This is a genomic window from Leisingera sp. M658 (assembly GCF_025144145.1).
Taxonomy (GTDB): Bacteria; Pseudomonadota; Alphaproteobacteria; order Rhodobacterales; family Rhodobacteraceae; genus Leisingera.
Genome location: NZ_CP083546.1, coordinates 3,265,470 through 3,281,627, shown reverse-complemented (window position 1 = coordinate 3,281,627; position 16,158 = coordinate 3,265,470). Strand labels below are relative to the sequence as shown.

Below are 16,158 nucleotides of genomic sequence, written 5' to 3'. Positions count from 1 at the left end.
ACTTACGGGGCCGGCGCGACGATTTCGGACAGCGGCGGCAGGTCGCCGCGTGTCGCGGTAAAGGCGGGGCGGCGGCCCGGGCCGAACAGCCAGTCCTGAACCGTCTGGGTCAGCCCATTCGGGTCAGCAAGCTCAACCTTCACCAGGTCCATGTCCGATGGGGTCGGCGGCGCGATCAGGCGCAGAAGCGCCCCGCTGCGGTCCACCGTTTCGGTCTGGAAATAGTCCTGCAAGGCCTCGGGCACATCGGTCCAGAACAGGGCGGGCAGGGTGACCTGCAGCTGGTACTGCGCCAGCGTGCCCACATCGGCGGCGGCCTTCAATTCGACCTCCAGGCGATCTGCCAGGGCGTCGTAACCCATGTCGCGCAGCGCCTTGAGCATCGCGGCGCGCTTGGTTGTTTCGTCCTCGGGCAGGCCCCTGTCAAAACGCAGGGTTGCCTGCCAAGTCAGGTCGAACACCCCGGTTTCGGCCAGTTCCTCTGCCTTGTCCTGAAGGGCGTCCCCGCCACCCTCGGCCAGGGCTAGGGAAGTCGGGGCGGGCGTGTCGATGGCCGCCGTCACCCGTATGCGCCAATCGAACTGATCCTCGCGCACCAGCTCGGGCACAAGATCGGTTTGCGAGGCCTTTCCGGCCAGCTGCAACTGACCGCTGCTGTATTTCGCCACATAGGGCGTGCCCTTGAGGGTCTGGCCGGTTTTAACCTTCTGCCCCGCGGTGGGCTGTTGTGGGGGGCGGGGCATGATTTCGATGTCAAAACTCTGTGCCTGGGTGGCGCGGGTTGGCCCGGTGACCGCGGTGTCGGCCAGGGTCTCGATCCCCAGCCGATAGCTGATCAGCGGATCAGGCAGGTGGGCCACGGGCTTGATCGCGCCAAAGCCGGACCCGTCCGCGCCGAACCACAGGGTGCCGTCCTGGGCCGACATCGCATCGACGAAACGGGTCAGCGGCAGGTCGAACTCCAGCCCGTCGCGCGCCGCATTCACCTGCCAGCTGGCCGGGGCGGATTTCGCGCGTTGATCATAGCCATCGTCAGCCGAGGCCATGTGCAGCTTGGCAAATCCCTCTTCCAGCGCGACATGCGCGCGTTGCGACACCATGTTGCCTGCACTGAAATGCATGTTGATATGGGTGCGGAAGAAATAGGGCAGCTGGGCAAAGGAGAAGGCCGTGGCACCCAGCCAGGCATCCGGCGCATGGGCCTGCACTTGGCGCAGGCGTGTGCGCGCCACGGCGGGGGTCAGCGGCTCGCGGTGGGTGGTCCGGTCATCGCTGGCCAACAGCGCCGCACCAAAGGCGCCCAGCGGGTCATAGCCCCGCAGCCGATCCCGGCCCTTCGCGTCCTGCGTCACGATCCATTCCATCCAGGCGCCATGGGCAAACGAGCGATACAGCTCGGGCGAGATCGCTTCGAAGGCCAACAGGGCCTCGTTGTTGCGGTTCGCCTCGGCCAGGACCATGTCGGCAGGGTGCGCCACCACCACCTCGAACCGGCCACGGCCATCGAAACCGCCATTCAGCGGCACGCGGCGGGCCGACAGGATCACCGGTTTCTCGAGCGGCGCGGTGCGCGGCAGGGTCACCCCGATCCATTGCGCCAGCGCCGCGTTCTTGCCCAGGGCACCGTCCAACCCCTGTGTCACGGCCTGATCCGGCGCAACCTGGGCCTTTGTCCAATCGGTGCCGTCATGCACCATCCGCCAACGCGCGGCCTGGGCCCAATCGTCATACCGCCCGGTCGGACGCACCGCATAGGCGCGGCGCCCGCCGCGCCGGTTGCTGTCGGGAATGACGATCGACACGCGGCCCCGCCGATCGGGCGCCTGCTGCCAAACCCCCGGATCGGCGATCGTCCCAAGCGAGAAGTGGATGTCCGGAGCGACATCCAACCCGGGCGCGTCCAGGCTGGCGGGCACAACGGTATGTTCCACGAAACGCAGCCAAAACCGCGTGAAGGCACCCGCCAGGCCGGTGCGCGCGGTGCTGCCATCATCATTGTCGCCCGGCACGGGGATCGGTTGCTGCGCTTCGGGATAGGGGCGGTCAAACCGCCGTTGTGCATAGTGCATCAGGCGGCGCAAAGCGGAAATCGGCTGTGGGGTTTTGCCCGCCGTCTGCCAAAGAATCCGGCCCCAATCCTGATCCGGCAGCGGCTTGAACACGCCCATCCCGACCTCGATCCCGCCCAACCGGGTGGGGTCGAGATGCGAACGGTCGAGTGTGAAAGCGCTGTCGGGCGCCTCGACGGTTCTCTCATACCCGTCCGGCGCAACCAGGATTGCCTGCACCGTGAAAGGTTTGAGTGCTTGCAGGTCGCCACTGCCCAGCGACTTCAGACGGGCCTGGCGCAGGAAGGCCAGCAGGTGGTCTGCCGGATTGCCCTCAGACAGCCCCACTGGCCCGGTATAGCCGATCTGAACCGAGGGGAGCTCGCCGCCGCCATTGCCGCCGCCCTGGCTGTCGGGGCCATCGTGCATGCGTGTCTGCGGCAGGCTTTCGATCCCCTGCACCATCGGGTGCAGGTCCACCAGGAATGGATGCCCGCCATCGGGCTGTTTCCAGGTGACCCGGAACCGCTCGAGCCGAAGGGGGCCCCTTTCCGGATCCTGAACGAGTGAGTTTTCCTGCAACCAATCGCCCGAGATGTTCATCGACCAATAGGTGACCTTGGGCGGTTCCTGGCGCGGCATCAGGCGGTCCGGGGCCGGGCGCAGCGAGATTTGCACGGCGGCCAGTGTTTCGTCGTCGCGCAGGCGCAGGGAGTCGCCTTCCTGGATGTCCTCTTGGCCGCCATCGAACCAATGCAGCCGCCCATTGCCCCAGGGCATGGTCAGCAGATCGGCAAAGGGCAGCCCTTCGTCGGCCAGGGGCAGGGCGCTGCCGCGGCGATAGACCTCGATCACTTGAGAAAAGGCGGTGTTGATCCGCTTCAAGAGCTCGCTGCCGCGCAGGAAGCTGCCGGTATCGGTGTCAAAGAGCTGGAACCCCGTCGCCAGCCCCAATGTGCGCAGCGCGGCAAAGCCGTGCGGGTCGCGTTTGGCAGGGATTTCGGACAGGTGTTCGGTAAAGGTGGCCGCCTTTGGATTGGCGGGTTGGTCGGGGACCAGCGCATAGCGGTGGAACACCGGGCCGGGCCGGTCTTGGTCCAGACGGCTGAGGGTCACCCGGGCCAGGGTATCGGCCAGGATCGGATGCAGCCCCGGCACCAGGTCCAGCGGCAGGGCAATGTCCTGGGCCACCAGCTGTGGCTTGCCGATCTTGGTGCCCTGGGCGTCGCGGGCATAGCGCCATCCGGTCAGCACGATCTGCGCCCCGGCCAGAAGGGCGCGATCCTCGGCACTGTCCAGCAGGGCCTGCTCGGCCGCGAGCGCCTCGGTGTTCTGATCCCGGGCTGGCAACAGCAGCAGGTTGCGCAGGGCTTCGCGCAGCTCGGCAACGCGGAACCTGTCCTTGGCGATGAGTTTGATCTCAAGATCGGTGCTGGCGGTCTCGGGTTCATCCGTGCTGAGTTGCCAGCCCGACAGCCGCTGGGCCAGGGTCCCGGTCTGAGCAGCGTCCGAATGCGCCAGTTTCGCGATCACGAAATCGGGGCTGCCGCCCTGGAACAGGTCCGACACTGCGCCATCTTCGAGGTCTGCCAGGATCATCCGGCGCAGGCGCGGGAGCGGGAACAACGCCAGGCTTTCGGCCAGCGAGAACCAGGGCGGTTCGCCCGGGTATTCACCATCCTCGGCAACCGTGGCCTGTGCCAGATTCGGGTCACGCTGGCCGGGATCGCGCCAGGCCTGCGAGGGGAAGGCCATTTCAAGCCGCGCCATGTCGCCGAAAGTGGCGGGCGACAACCCGCGTTGTTCGGCGGGCAACAGGCGCAGATCAGCCAGGTTCTCGGCCGCGGCCGCCAGATCGGCGGGATCATTGGCATCGCCGGTGAAGCTCTCGGGGTTGAGCGAGAACACTCGGAAGCCCGACACCAGCCGATAGAGTTCCTGCGTCGTGGTCGCGACCGGTTCGCCGTCGGCCCCGGCCAGAGCCAGGCTGTTCGGGCGTACGTTCCAGCGCAGCCGGGTGGCCGTTCGCCGCAGCGGATCGGGCGCCATCGACAGGTTGTGCTCGATCTTGTCACTGGCCAGACCGGCCAGGGTGCCCCGCGCCGCCGGGCGATAGATATGCATCCGCCCGCTGCGGGCCTGCATGTCACCCCGGGCAAGCGCGCGGAAGGCCAATGCCACGGGTTGTTCGAAGCTTTCCAGGATCGTGTCGACCGGCAACGGTTGGGTCTGCCCCTCGCCGTGCCCCTGGCCCAGGATGGCCAGGTTCATGGTCACGCCGCGCCAGGCGCTGAGGTCTGTGGTGTCATCCTTGACGGCGCCATGTGCGGGCGGGCGACGCCGCAGGTAGGCCCGGGTCACCCGGCCCGGAACCGGGGTGATTGCATCGCTGCTGGTCTGATAGCAGGTGGCGCCCAGGTCGCCCGCAAGCTGCGCCGCCGTGACGGACGACCCATCAGGTTTCGAAAGCGTCGCGTGATAGGTCTCCAACGCGCCGGAACCGTGCCGTTCGATCACGACGGGGATGGCGTCTTCGGCCAGGTCATCCCCTGCCTTGGCCGCCTCAAGCAGCAGCCGGATATCCACCGCGACGCCCCGTTCGGCCAGGTCATCGATCTGCTCCTGACCCAACCGGTTGCGCGCCTCGCTGACCGCATCGGCGCCATAGCCGCCCGAGGGCAGTGCATGGTCGGTCCACAGGCGCAGGTCGAAAGTGGCGTCATGGAAGGCACAATCAGGGGCGGGTGCGGCCCGTCCGTTCGGGTCCAGAGGTGCTGCTTCGCGCAGCATCAACCGCAGGTCCGGCACGCCGGTTTCGCCACCGTCAGGGCGGCTGTCGGGGGCGATATCCGCGGCGACCAGAGAGGGGAGGGCAGGGTAGATGACCTGCAGCGTGGCCTCTTGCGGCGCCACCGGACGGGACCGATGGGCATGGGGCGCGTAATAGGTCACCACCGCGCCGAAACTGCCGTCGCGGGCGGTTTCCGACGTGCCGGCGATATCAACCGGGGTGAACTGGTATTCGACCCGCAGGTCGCGCAGCTCGGTGATCTGCTGGCGCAGCCGGGCCTGTTCCGGGGTCTCCTCGTCACCCGCCAGCGGCTGGCGGCCCAGCAACACGTCGCGCAGGGCCTCGGGCAGCTTGCGCGCCCGCCCGTCCGCGCCCGGGTCCGCCTCGCGCAGGTCATCCACGAACTGCTGCGGCGCGCGCAGCTGGCGCACACGGGTGACAAGCTGGTCACCTGCGCCCTTCTCCAGCGAAAACTCGGTGGGCGTGGCCGGTTTAACGATAAAGCTGGCGCTGTACCGCCCGCCCGGGAAGCCCAAGATATGGCGGGTGATCTTGTAATGCTTCAGGTGCTGTTCGGGGTCGTCATAGAAACTGCGCGAGCTGCCCCAGGCGGGCTCGAGGTCCCAGTCAAACCGCAGGCCCCGATCCGGCTCGCGCAGCCAGTCATGGTCGTCCAGGCCCAGGATCCTGGGCTTGAGCTGGGGCTGAGCGTTGCGGAACATCCGCTGCGGCGGGTTGAACAGGTGGACTTTGCCAAACTCTTCGGTGATGTCGTCGCTCTTGATCACCCCGAACCGGCCATCGGGCGGCATGGTGTCGGCCCCCTCCAAATCGAACAGCGTGGCCAGGTCTTCGTCTTTCACCACAAAGGTCAGCCCAAAACTGCGCGGGTCGACCGGGGCGTCGGGGTTCGCAGCCCCGCCCGTCACGCCGTTGCGGGCCAGCCAATCGGCGCCCTCCACGATTTCGGACACCAGGGCCGAGCGCTGTTCCTCGATCTCGGCTTCCAACTTGACCTGCCCGGTCAGATGGGCCCGGCTGCGGCCGATGCGCCCGAGCTCATCCGCCGCCGCCTGCGGGTCGTCTGGCAGAGCGATCTGTTCGCGCGTCTGCAGGGGTGCGCGGGGCTCCCACAGGGTCGCGCCATTGCCGCTTTTCTGGTTCAGGAACAGGGTCTGCAGCAGCTCGCCTAGGTACAGCGAGCTGCCATCCTCGGCCCCGGCAATTTTGGTGTCCATCTTCAGGTCAAGCACCAGTTGCGCACGGCCTTCGTCGGTCTGCACGATCTCAGGCGTATGCGCCAGGCGCGGGTCGGATTGAACTGTCAGCTTGTTCAGGATTGTCTGGTCTGCGGCCTCGAGCGTGTGGCTGGCAGAGAAGGTGTTGATATCGCCCAGCTGTTTGATCAACGGCGAGGCGTAGAAGCTGGAGCGATCCGCGCGCAGATCATCCAGGTCGCTCTGATCGCGCGGGATCAACTGCAAAACGTACTCATTGCTGCCCGAGGCCAGCGGGAACAGCAGCGCCCAGAAATCCGTCGCGCGGATCGTGTCGCCCTTGTATTCGGCATAGGGGGGCAGGGGCTCGCCCGGCTGCGGCGCGGGTTGCGGGATCGGCATCTGCCCCAGGTCATTGTCGAGGCGATCGTCACCGATCTGCACGGTTTCGCCGCGCGGGATATCCGGGCGCGGCACCCGCTCGGCGCGTTGGCCATCCTCGGAGGCCGGCGGGATATCCGCCGCCAGTCCCAGCGCCTCGAACCGGGCCACCTGGGCGCGGGCACGGGCCAGAAGCCCGTTGTTGAAGCTCATCTTCAGACCCAGGCTGAGAGTCCGGCCAAAGGCGCGCACCCCAACGGTGACATGCGCCTGGCCGCCCAGGCCACGCGGCGAGACGACCGCCTCGAGGCCGATGGAAATGGCGATGTGGATGGAAAAGCCGATCCGCAGGGTGATCGTCTTGAAAACAAGCGGAATGCGCAACCAGGCTTCGACCCGGATCGACAGGGTCAAGTCAAAGCGCAGCATCCCGTAAAAGATCGAATCCGAGGGTTTCTTGAGCGACAGATAGGCCAGGATCTTGGCCTGCAGGCTGAACACCGCCTCGGCCCGCGCCGAGGCGCCGACGATGCCCAGGTCGATTGAGCCGCCGAACTTGACGTGCCCATCGGCGCGGAAGGCCATGCCATAGAGCAGCGAGGCGTCTTCGATCCGGTTGATCAACCCGCCACGCAGCTTCAGGGAAAACGCCTTGTCGCGCCCGCCCAGGTCGAAGCCCAGTTCATAGGGCCAGCCGAATTCCATGTGGAACAGGCCGGGGCGGATGTAGAGCGTTGAGGAAAACTGAACCGATTTGATCGCCTTGACCAGGGGATCGGGCAGCTGTGGACGGTTGCCGACATGGCCTCCCTTGTCCGACAGCATCCGCGCCAGGAATTCCTTGCGTGGCACCGAGAAGTACATATAGCCGCGCAGGGTCGGGTTGGTCTTGAACGTCTCGTCATCCTCGGGATTGACCCAATCGTTATAGTTCGTCGTCAACCAGGCGCGCAAGTTGATCAGGAAGGTGAAATCGGTGCGGAAGGCGGCGACAATATCGAACAGCAGCGGGTTCGGCAGGTTCTTTTCCCGGGTTTCGTCATAAGGCCCGCCCGGGTTGGCCGCCGCGACCGAGAACATCCCGCGCAGGGCCAGGGTGATGTCGCTGTTGTCATAGGTCGGGGTCCAGGCCTCGAACTTGTCCAGGCTGCCCTGGTATTTCGACACTTCGTCCAGGATGCGGATCAGCTCGCCGGGCGAGCGGGCGGTTTCCGCCTTGGCAATGCCGGCCAGGGTATAGCGCCGCCCGATGCCGAAGCCGTATTCGCGCAGGAAGATCGTGCCCAGCGGCGTGGTGATCTGCACCGATTGCTTGTTCAACTGACCGTACATGAAAAAGGCGTGGCGCTTGTCCGAGGGGCCGTCGCGCCGGTCCAGCTCCAGGTATCCGGCCGCCCCTGACATCGGCGCCCAGCCGGGCATCGCCACCTTGGCCGAGGCCAGGAAACCATTGGCCTTGAGGTCCAGATCATCGCGGGCCGGTTGCACCAGGCTGGGCAGCCGGTCGTCCACGGCAAAGGCGGTGCCTTCGACATCCACCGCCCCCATCTTCAACCCGACGGTCAGCCCGTCGAACTTGACCCGCGGCAGCAGGCTGTCGCCCTTGGATTTCGCAACCAGCATCTCGTGAAAGTCGAACCGGGGAGTGGGCAGGTCACCAAAGCTGGAAAACTTGGCCACCCCCGAGATGCCCATGGCCGGGTCGCCATCGAACCGGTCCGACGCCGGATAAAAGGCGATGCCGCGCAGGTCGAAGGAAAAGATATCGAACACTTTCGTGCGCGAGGGCGGGTCGACCGGGATCAGGAAGGACAGCGACCTGAGAAGGGTCGCGCTGTTGCCGCCCAGCGGCGCCTTGTCCAGCTTGATTTCGATGTTGCGGATGTTCTTCATCAGCCCGGCGGCAAAGGCGCCGCTATCCGGCCGGAACACCGCCGACCCGGTGAGCAGGAAGAAGAAGTGATAGGCGCCATCATTGACGAAATCAAAGCCCAAGTTGGTGATCGTCAGGTCGAACATCGTGCCATGGCAGCGGATCGGATCGCCCGATTTGTCCAGCTGAGCCGTGGCCCCCAGCACCGCAACATTGCCGTTGTCATCGCGCCCCAGCTGCATCGCGATCGAGGCATTTGCCTCGCCGACCAGGGCAGGGGGCAGCTGGCCCTTGCCCGCCAGGCCCGCCGAGGTGAACTTGGACCCCTTGATCGACAATTGCCCGCTGGTGAAGCGGAACGGCACATCAATGCCGCCCAGTTTGACCGGCTCGGGCAGAACCTCGGCGGTCAGGTCAAAACCGCCGCGGCTGGCGCCGAACTCGTTCAGTTGGAACACCAGGCCGCGCCCGCTGGTCGAGACCCGCTTGTAGGTCAGCGTGGCCAGGGTGTCTTCGGTCATCTCGAACCGCTCGGCGCCGCGGGCCAGGTTCAGACGGAAGGCGGGCCAGGGCGGTCGGCCCTGTTTTGGGGCGATTTTCAGGTCCAGGCCAAGCGGGCGATAGGTCTGTTCCCGGTCGGCGTGGATGACAATGTCAGTGCCGCCCGTAAGCCGGGTCGACAGGTCGTCCAGCGACACCAGGACATTCAGCTTGGTGCTGGGGTCGAACCCCTGGTCCAGCGTGACCTTGACCCCCAGTGACAGTTTGAACACCCGGCCGTCGAAGGATGGTTGGACCTCGGTAATCTGCACCCGTTGGACCAGTTTGCCGATGGCACCGTCGCCCGTGCCTTCGCTTTTCGGCATCAAGGCCAGGGCGCGTTTTCTCAGCTCGTCAACGTCGATGTCATGCTCGACCCGCAGCACATCCTCTGCGCCCGCCGCGCCCGAGCCAAAGACGATGCCTGCCGTTTTCAGCGGACCGGGACGGCCCAGGGTGATGACGGTGTTGTTGCCGATCTTCGTCTTTTCGGGCTTCCCGTCGGAATAGGTCTGGAACAGTTTCAGCTTGCCCCGCTGCAGCGCCGCCAGGACCACCACCCGGGGGGCGCCATTCGCGGACAAGCCCTTGGCCTTCAGCGCGATCAGATGCGGCGGTTTGTCGGTCGGTGGTTTGTCATCCTGGATCGTGCCCAGCGACCGGTCGGGGCCGTCATCACGGTCCAACCACAGGTCGGTGCCCAGGGTCAGCTTGGCGTCCCTTTCGGGAAACAGGCACAGGCCGAACCAATCCGCCCCGGTGCGGTCAAACACCAGGGCCGGGCGCATGCCCGCATTGACCGCAAGCGACACGCCCAGGGCCTCGACCTTGTAGTCAACGCTCGGCGCGGTCCCGGCGGGCATGACGATGACCTGAACCGGCAGATAGGTTTTCGGATCCAGCCGAATGTCAAAGGCCAGCGCGGGGAAGGCGTTGCCGCCGGGGTCGACCTGCGACACCCGTTCGAACAGCGCCTTGATGAGCTCGGCCAGGCCCTCGGCGGCGCCGGCGATGACATTGCCCGCCGCCCCCGCCTGGCGGGCCAGCCACCTGGCGGCGGCCTGCACCAGGTCCGCGATCCGGCGCAACACCTGTTTGAGGCCTTCCAGCTCGGGCAGGTCGGGTTGATCCGGCTTGGGGATCTTGATCTGGCCCAGATAGCGCAACAGGCGGCCCGCCTGTCCGATCGCCTGGTCGATCAGCTCGAACGGATAGGGCGCGCGAATGGCGAACCTGGTGACCTGGGTCGTGACTTGGCCACCGCCCTCCAGCGGCACCGTGTAGGTTACCTCGAGGTCCAGATGCAGGGCGGTGTCGGGGTTGCCCGCATCGGCCAGCACGATGCCGACCCCCTGCGCCCCGGTGATCTTGTGGGTGATCAGCAGATGCGGTTTTCCCCCCTGGTCTTTCACCACAAGCGTCAGGGCCGATTTCCCGATCGCGACTTTCAGCCCCATGACCTCGACCGGGTCGGGGGCGGGCAGGGGGATGTCTTGCGAAGTGAGCGTATAGGTGATCTTGCCCTTGCTGCCCGCCGCGCTCAGTTCCAGCCCGGTAAAGGCAAGGTCCAGCGTCAACGCCCGGGCGTTCTCATCCCCATAGGTCACCTTGATCGCCCCATCCGTGGCGGTGACCTTGGGCGGTCCGCCTTCGACATTCGCGACCTTGAGTTTCGGAACCTGCGTCCACGCGGCCTTGATCGGCAGCTTGCCCAGCGGCAGCTTGATCGGCACCAGCCAGGGCCAATTTGTGGGAATATCGGGAAAGGGGATGTCGATCCCGTCGAACCTCAGGCCAGGCAGGCTGACGCGGGGCAGATCGAAATCGAAGCCGGGCAGTGCCGGGATGTCGACCGAAACCAGAGCCTTGAACGCCTCGCGAAGTTTCGCGCCCGCATCCTGAACGTCGCCGTATGTGATGGACAGGTCCAGCCCAACCTGACCGTCCACATCAACCTTGGCCTCGACCCGATTGCCCCTGATGGTCTGATCAAAGTCCAGCTTGCCTTCGACCTTGACTCGCGCCTGCAGCGCCAGCAGGACCGTGTCGTCGTGAAATTTGGCGTCCGGGATATCCGCCAGCAGCGGCGACAGTTTCAACGACACCTGGGCCAGGCCCGTCAACCCCAGGACCGTTTCGCCGCGCTTCAGCACGATCGGATCGGCCAGGCGCTGACGCAGACGGCGGCGCAGCTTTTCCAGCTGCTCCAGCTCGTGACGCGCCATCGCGTCGATTTCCGCGCGGGTGACAAAGCGCAACCCGCCGTTTTCCTGGCGCAACAGCTTGCCGGGCAATTCGACGCGCGTGTCGGCGGTTTCGAGAATGGACAGGTCGGTCTCGACCTTGCCGCCCCCCTGCGCACGGGCCGACAGGGTGATATCGGTCAGGACGTAATCTGCGCCGCGTTCTTCGACAGTGCCGACAATTGACAGGAAATCGCTTCCGCGCGTCTGGCGAAACAGCTCAAGCTGCAGGCTCATACAATCCCCCCGCTCTGTCCCAGCGTGACAGGTCCCGAAAGCCCAGAAAGCCCCTCTTCAGCTCGAATTTCTTTTTTGCTGGCCGGGCAGCCAAGCCACCCGCATGCGTTGTTGTTCAAATGTCCCGGGCCGAGGTCTGCCGCGTTATGTCAGCCGTTTCAGCCGTCGCGATTCTGGTGGCCCGGATGAAGGTGAAACCGAAAGAAAATCAGGTCCAATCCGTACTGGACATCCGGCAATCTGCCTGCGCGACACGTCTGCGCGCTCCGCCTTGCGTCCGATATTTACGCTATCAGAAGGTGAGTGAAAATCAAGACAGTTGCCTGAATCGTGTGGCTGCGCCATCCTGATCCGGTGCCCTGCGCCAGGCGGCAAGCCGCCCGTGCGGCCCCGCCCAAGCCTTGTTTTCCAAGGCCAAGCGCCCCGGTCAGAGCCATTTGAAAAGCCGTTTTCAACGCAAGTCAGAGGAGGAAAGAACATGAATGGGGACAAGATCGTCAGGGCCTTGATCATCATCGCAAGCTGCGTCGCCGTGGGCTGGGTTGGCCACCATATCGGGGCCGAGGTCACGCCGACCGACAACTGGTCCGACGCCTTCTGGCCCCGGTTTCAGCAGATGTTCATTTTCGCCGTCCTGATCGAACGGTCGGTCGAGGTCTATCTGAACGCCAGCCATCAGAACGGGGATGACCGATTTGCCCCGGCCCATCGGAACAGGGGCAAGAACGCCACGCCGGTTGCGAACACGGCGGCCATCGTCCTGAGCCTGCTGGTGGCGACCGCCGGTGTGCGGTTGATGGCCACGCTGGGTCAACCCGAAGACCCGGCCTGGATCACCTCGCTGATCTGGCACGGCACCGACATCATCGTCTCGGCAGGCCTGATGGCAGGCGGCGCGGTGCTGTTTCACGAGTTGGCCGAGATCATCCGCGGCGGGTTCCTCAGCGTCTCGACCAAGTTCGAAACCGAGGGTCAGGCTGCGGGTTCGGATGAAGCGCATCTGCTGGCCAGCTATACGATCACCGTGACCCGCACGGGCAAGGACACGGGAAAGCTGGAGTTCTCGTCAGGGTCGGTATCGCTGGATGAAACCTGCTGGTGGGATCCGAACGTCAAGATTGCCGCCGGAACCTATACCAAATGCTCCAAAACTCGGATGTCATCCAAGAAGGATTCGGTCACCGGCAAGAAACGGCCCGGGATCTATCTGCCGGATGCTGTCGTGCCGGGGACGGACAATCATTCGATCTTCATTCACGAGGGCAAGGACCCCAGTTGGTCCGACGGCTGTATCGTTCTGACCCGTGACAAGATGATGGAGATGTGGAACGAGATCACGCCGATGGACGGCAAGAACGTGACCGTCAAGGTCATCGACGCCTAACAGGTCGCTGAATTAGTCAAGCGAGCGGGACGCTGTTCTCTCTGAGGGGATGGTCTTCCTTATCTCCCTTCCGGATCGGGCGGCTGGAAGCAGGCCTGTGGCCGCCTCATACAACCTCATGCCGCCAGCAACCGGGGCAGCCGGGCGAGATTTCCGGCTGCGAGCGTCAAGATGAAGCGCGACCGCACCCGTTCGACGCCGCGATAGACAGTCTGGGACATGCCGCCAACGTTCTTGGCCCAGCCAAACGCCTCCTCGATCCGTTTGCGGTGCTTCTGGGACAGGGCATAGCCTTTGTGCCGGGTTGTGCGCCCGTCGATTGTTGAATACCGCGCCTTCCTGGCGACGTGCGGGGTGACGCAAGCATGGCGGAGATCTGCGACGAATTCGGCCGCATCGTATCCCTTGTCGGCTCCCAAGGTCAGCTGCCGAGTCGATCCGGGGGAGTGGCGGTGCAGCATGTCCAGCGCAGCCTTTCGCTCGGCGCGGCCGTCAGCGTGGGTTAGGTCGCCTTGCACAACCAGCCCGTGCCGGTTCTCCATCAGCGCAGGCCCCATGAAGCACAGCACCGCACCTGTGCCAGGGGATTTCTTATAGAGCCGTGCGTCCGGGTCGGTGACCGAGGCATGGGTCGCATTCGAACGCTTCTCGCCCTTGAAGTTGACCTCGGGATTTCGGGTGCGGCGGCTGTAGCGGGGCATTGGAGTGGTTTCGGGTTCGGTCTGGGCAGGTTGTGCGGCAGGGGCAATGGATGTCGCGGGCGAGTCATCCGGCCCATCATCGCCGGGCGGCGTGCCCGCCGACTTCGGCTGGAAACTCTTCATCGACGCCCAGGCCTTTATGAGCGTGCCATCGACCAAGAAGTGGTCGTCCGACAGTAGCGGCGCGACCTCGCGATGCGCCAGGATAGCCGCCATCACCTTGCGCGACATGTCGGCCGTCAGCAGCCGGTCGCGGTTCTTGGTGAACACCGTCGGCACCCATACCGGATCCTCGATCCCGAGGCCAACGAACCAGCGGAACAGCAGATTGTACTGCATCTGTTCCATCAACTGCCGCTCGGAGCGGATTGAGAACAGGATCTGCAGCAGGCTGGCCCGGATCAGTCGTTCCGGCGGGATCGAGGGGCGGCCGAAATCGGTGTAGACCGCCTCGAAATCGGCATCCAGACTGGCCAGCGCGCCGTTGACCACCTGCCTGATCTTGCGGAGAGGGTGCCGTGCGGGGATGCGCTCTTCCAGATCGACATAGCTGAAAAGCGATCCGCTCGCTTCGTCCGTCCCGCGCATCACCACCCCCCGCCGAAATTGTGCTGAGGGTGAATTATGTTCCTCAGGCCGCGTCGAGAGCCGACTTCTTCAGCAGCCTGCTAGGTCCCGAACTTCTTCATCCTGTTTGCGAGTGGCTTCCCTTGCCCGTAGCTCTGCGATATGGCGACTTCGATTCCGAAGTGCTGGGCGATCACGATGTGGCCGGCCTCGTGAACGGCCGACATGCGGCGATCTCGCGCCTTAATACGCTCAGGTTTCATCAGTATCCGACTCCTTGCTCTTGAGGTCGTATGCCATGCTGCTGACAATTGCCTTTCCATCAGCACTGCCATTTCAACACCGACCGCGTTCTTGGGATCGCCCCCCACGCCGCCGCCGATAAGCGGCGCAGGGCCGGTTCCGAACCTATTCCCTTTCACTCTCACGGCAGCTGGTCAGGCTCCAGAACGTAGACTTTTTTGCCTTGCGGGAAGTCCGGAAGACGTTTGTTCTTCTGCCAGCGCCGACCATCCTTGTCGTGGTGCAGAGCCCCGTGTTTCCTCGCAATTCGCAGCACAAGATCAATGCTGTGATCGCCGCAGACTTCGTTCCGGAACGCTTCAGGCAGAATATAGTAAAGGGGGCCCTTACCTTGGTCTTCCCGCTCTTCAAAGTATCCGCAACGATCCCGGACGGCGAAGCCATCGGACCGGCTCGGGACCTCGCCCGCATGGCCATCGTCACTGCCAGAGATCCTCTCGAAGCGGGTCCGGCCGTGAAGCTCGAAGAACGCCTTCAGGTTCTTAAGAGCGGCCGCTTCCTCATGAGATCCACCCCCGCCACGCCATTTCTTCCAAGCTCGGAAGCACGTGGCAGCGGCCTTGATGCCTGCGGTGTTCTGCCATGGCAAAATACCCGCATCACTTGCAATTGAGGCCGCGGCAGCCACCATGCCAAACTGCGCAGCGACACGCCGGACTTGGGGATCGTTCCCTTCTTCGACGAGACTGTCGATCATCATTTGGATGATCCGCTCTGCCTCCTGCGAAACCTCCGCCTGCCGGTTGATGATCGCCTCGATGAACGCAGGCCCGGCATGACCGAAATGCATTTTCGCAAGCCCGGAGAGGGCTTCCGCGAAAGCGCCGGAGCTGTCGAAACCGGCCAGATCCTCGAAGCTGTGATCTTCCTCGTATTCGAAGGGGATATCGATCATCCTCACGGCCTGGCCACCTGTCATGCGGGTCCGCCCCCGACCGCTCTCCACCTGATCCGCTGTGGCATTCTCTCCGCTCGACAGAACGATAAGGCGCGTCTGCAATGTCGCCCTTGCGGACCCATCGCGGTTCGCGCGGCCCTTGCCATGACCGTTTGCGAACATATAGTTGAGCTGGCTGACGAGTTCCGGCGTGGCGGCCGTCATCTCATCCAGCGCCAGGAGCAAGTCGTTGTGCTCCGCCAGGAGGGCCTCGGCAAAATTGTCAGTCAGGCGCCAGCTGCGCACGAAGCCGTCTTTGCCGCCGCCGCCCCAGACCGAACCTCCGAGCATCAGGGCGGTCGTCTTTCCGCGTGAGCTCCTGCAGAAAAAATTGAACCCGTTTCCCGGGCGATCCATGATTCTAAGCAAAGGGGGTGCGAAGGCAGCACTGATCGCAAAACACGCGCGGCTGTTGTTTTCAGCATAACGCGCCAGGTCGCGCCAGCCTTCCAACGTGCCTGAGCGTTTCAGAAAATGCTGCTGCACGCCCATGTCGAGCATGAGATCCTGTACGGCACCTTCTGCTAGGACATTCCCTTGTGGGAGGGCAAAGCTGCCGCCATGCCAGCCAGGCCGCGTTGCGACATGCACGATGGGCCCGTGCATCGCGTAGCCGATAAACTCGGCTTGAGCCTGCCGTCCGGCCCGGTCCTGCGGCACGATTGCACCAGAAGCCGCGAGAACCTCGCGGAGTTCGCGGCCGTCGCCCGCAAGCAAGCGCGCGGGAATCGAAACCGTCTCCCACTGTTCCAGCGGTGTGCGCAGGGCAATCAAGAAGCCCCAACCATGCCCGGTGCTGTCCGTTCTTGTGCGGCCCAGGACGACACACGGCGAGCCAGCATAGATGTCAACCGGATTACCGCGGCGGTCCACATCATGCTTGATCACGCCAAGGCTCGGGATCAGCTCCAACAGGGCCGAGATGAGCGGCCACGA

Annotated in this window: 4 protein-coding genes; 1 reads left to right on the top strand and 3 read right to left on the bottom strand. The window is 64.6% G+C overall.

What is annotated here, in order from left to right; all coding sequences use genetic code 11:
* Nucleotides 1-2: 2 nt before the first annotated feature.
* Nucleotides 3-11,330 (bottom strand): hypothetical protein, encoded by an 11,328-nt coding sequence (locus tag K3724_RS16115; RefSeq protein WP_259987164.1) that lies wholly within the window; start codon nucleotides 11,328-11,330, stop codon nucleotides 3-5.
* Between the two features lie 478 nt (nucleotides 11,331-11,808).
* Here K3724_RS16115 and K3724_RS16110 point away from each other — a divergent pair, with 478 nt between their 5' ends.
* Nucleotides 11,809-12,714 carry a L,D-transpeptidase family protein gene (locus K3724_RS16110; protein ID WP_259987162.1) on the top strand — a complete coding sequence of 302 codons (906 nt, stop codon included), beginning with the start codon at nucleotides 11,809-11,811 and terminating at the stop codon, nucleotides 12,712-12,714.
* Nucleotides 12,715-12,830: 116 nt separating this feature from the next.
* Here K3724_RS16110 and K3724_RS16105 read toward each other — a convergent pair whose 3' ends face one another.
* Together K3724_RS16105 and K3724_RS16100 are read right to left on the bottom strand one after the other, a co-directional pair.
* Nucleotides 12,831-14,003 carry an IS5 family transposase gene (locus K3724_RS16105; protein WP_259987160.1) on the bottom strand — a complete coding sequence of 391 codons (1,173 nt, stop codon included), beginning with the start codon at nucleotides 14,001-14,003 and terminating at the stop codon, nucleotides 12,831-12,833.
* 403 nt (nucleotides 14,004-14,406) lie between these two features.
* Entirely contained in the window at nucleotides 14,407-16,134 is a 1,728-nt protein-coding gene (locus tag K3724_RS16100) for a DUF927 domain-containing protein (protein WP_259987158.1), read from the bottom strand.
* Nucleotides 16,135-16,158: the final 24 nt, after the last annotated feature.

Excerpts from the sequence above, each read along its gene's own strand:
- K3724_RS16115 (WP_259987164.1), bottom strand. The coding sequence starts at position 11,330 with ATGAGCCTGCAGCTTGAGCTGTTTCGCCAGACGCGCGGAAGCGATTTC.
- K3724_RS16110 (WP_259987162.1), top strand. The coding sequence starts at position 11,809 with ATGAATGGGGACAAGATCGTCAGGGCCTTGATCATCATCGCAAGCTGC.
- K3724_RS16105 (WP_259987160.1), bottom strand. The coding sequence starts at position 14,003 with ATGCGCGGGACGGACGAAGCGAGCGGATCGCTTTTCAGCTATGTCGAT.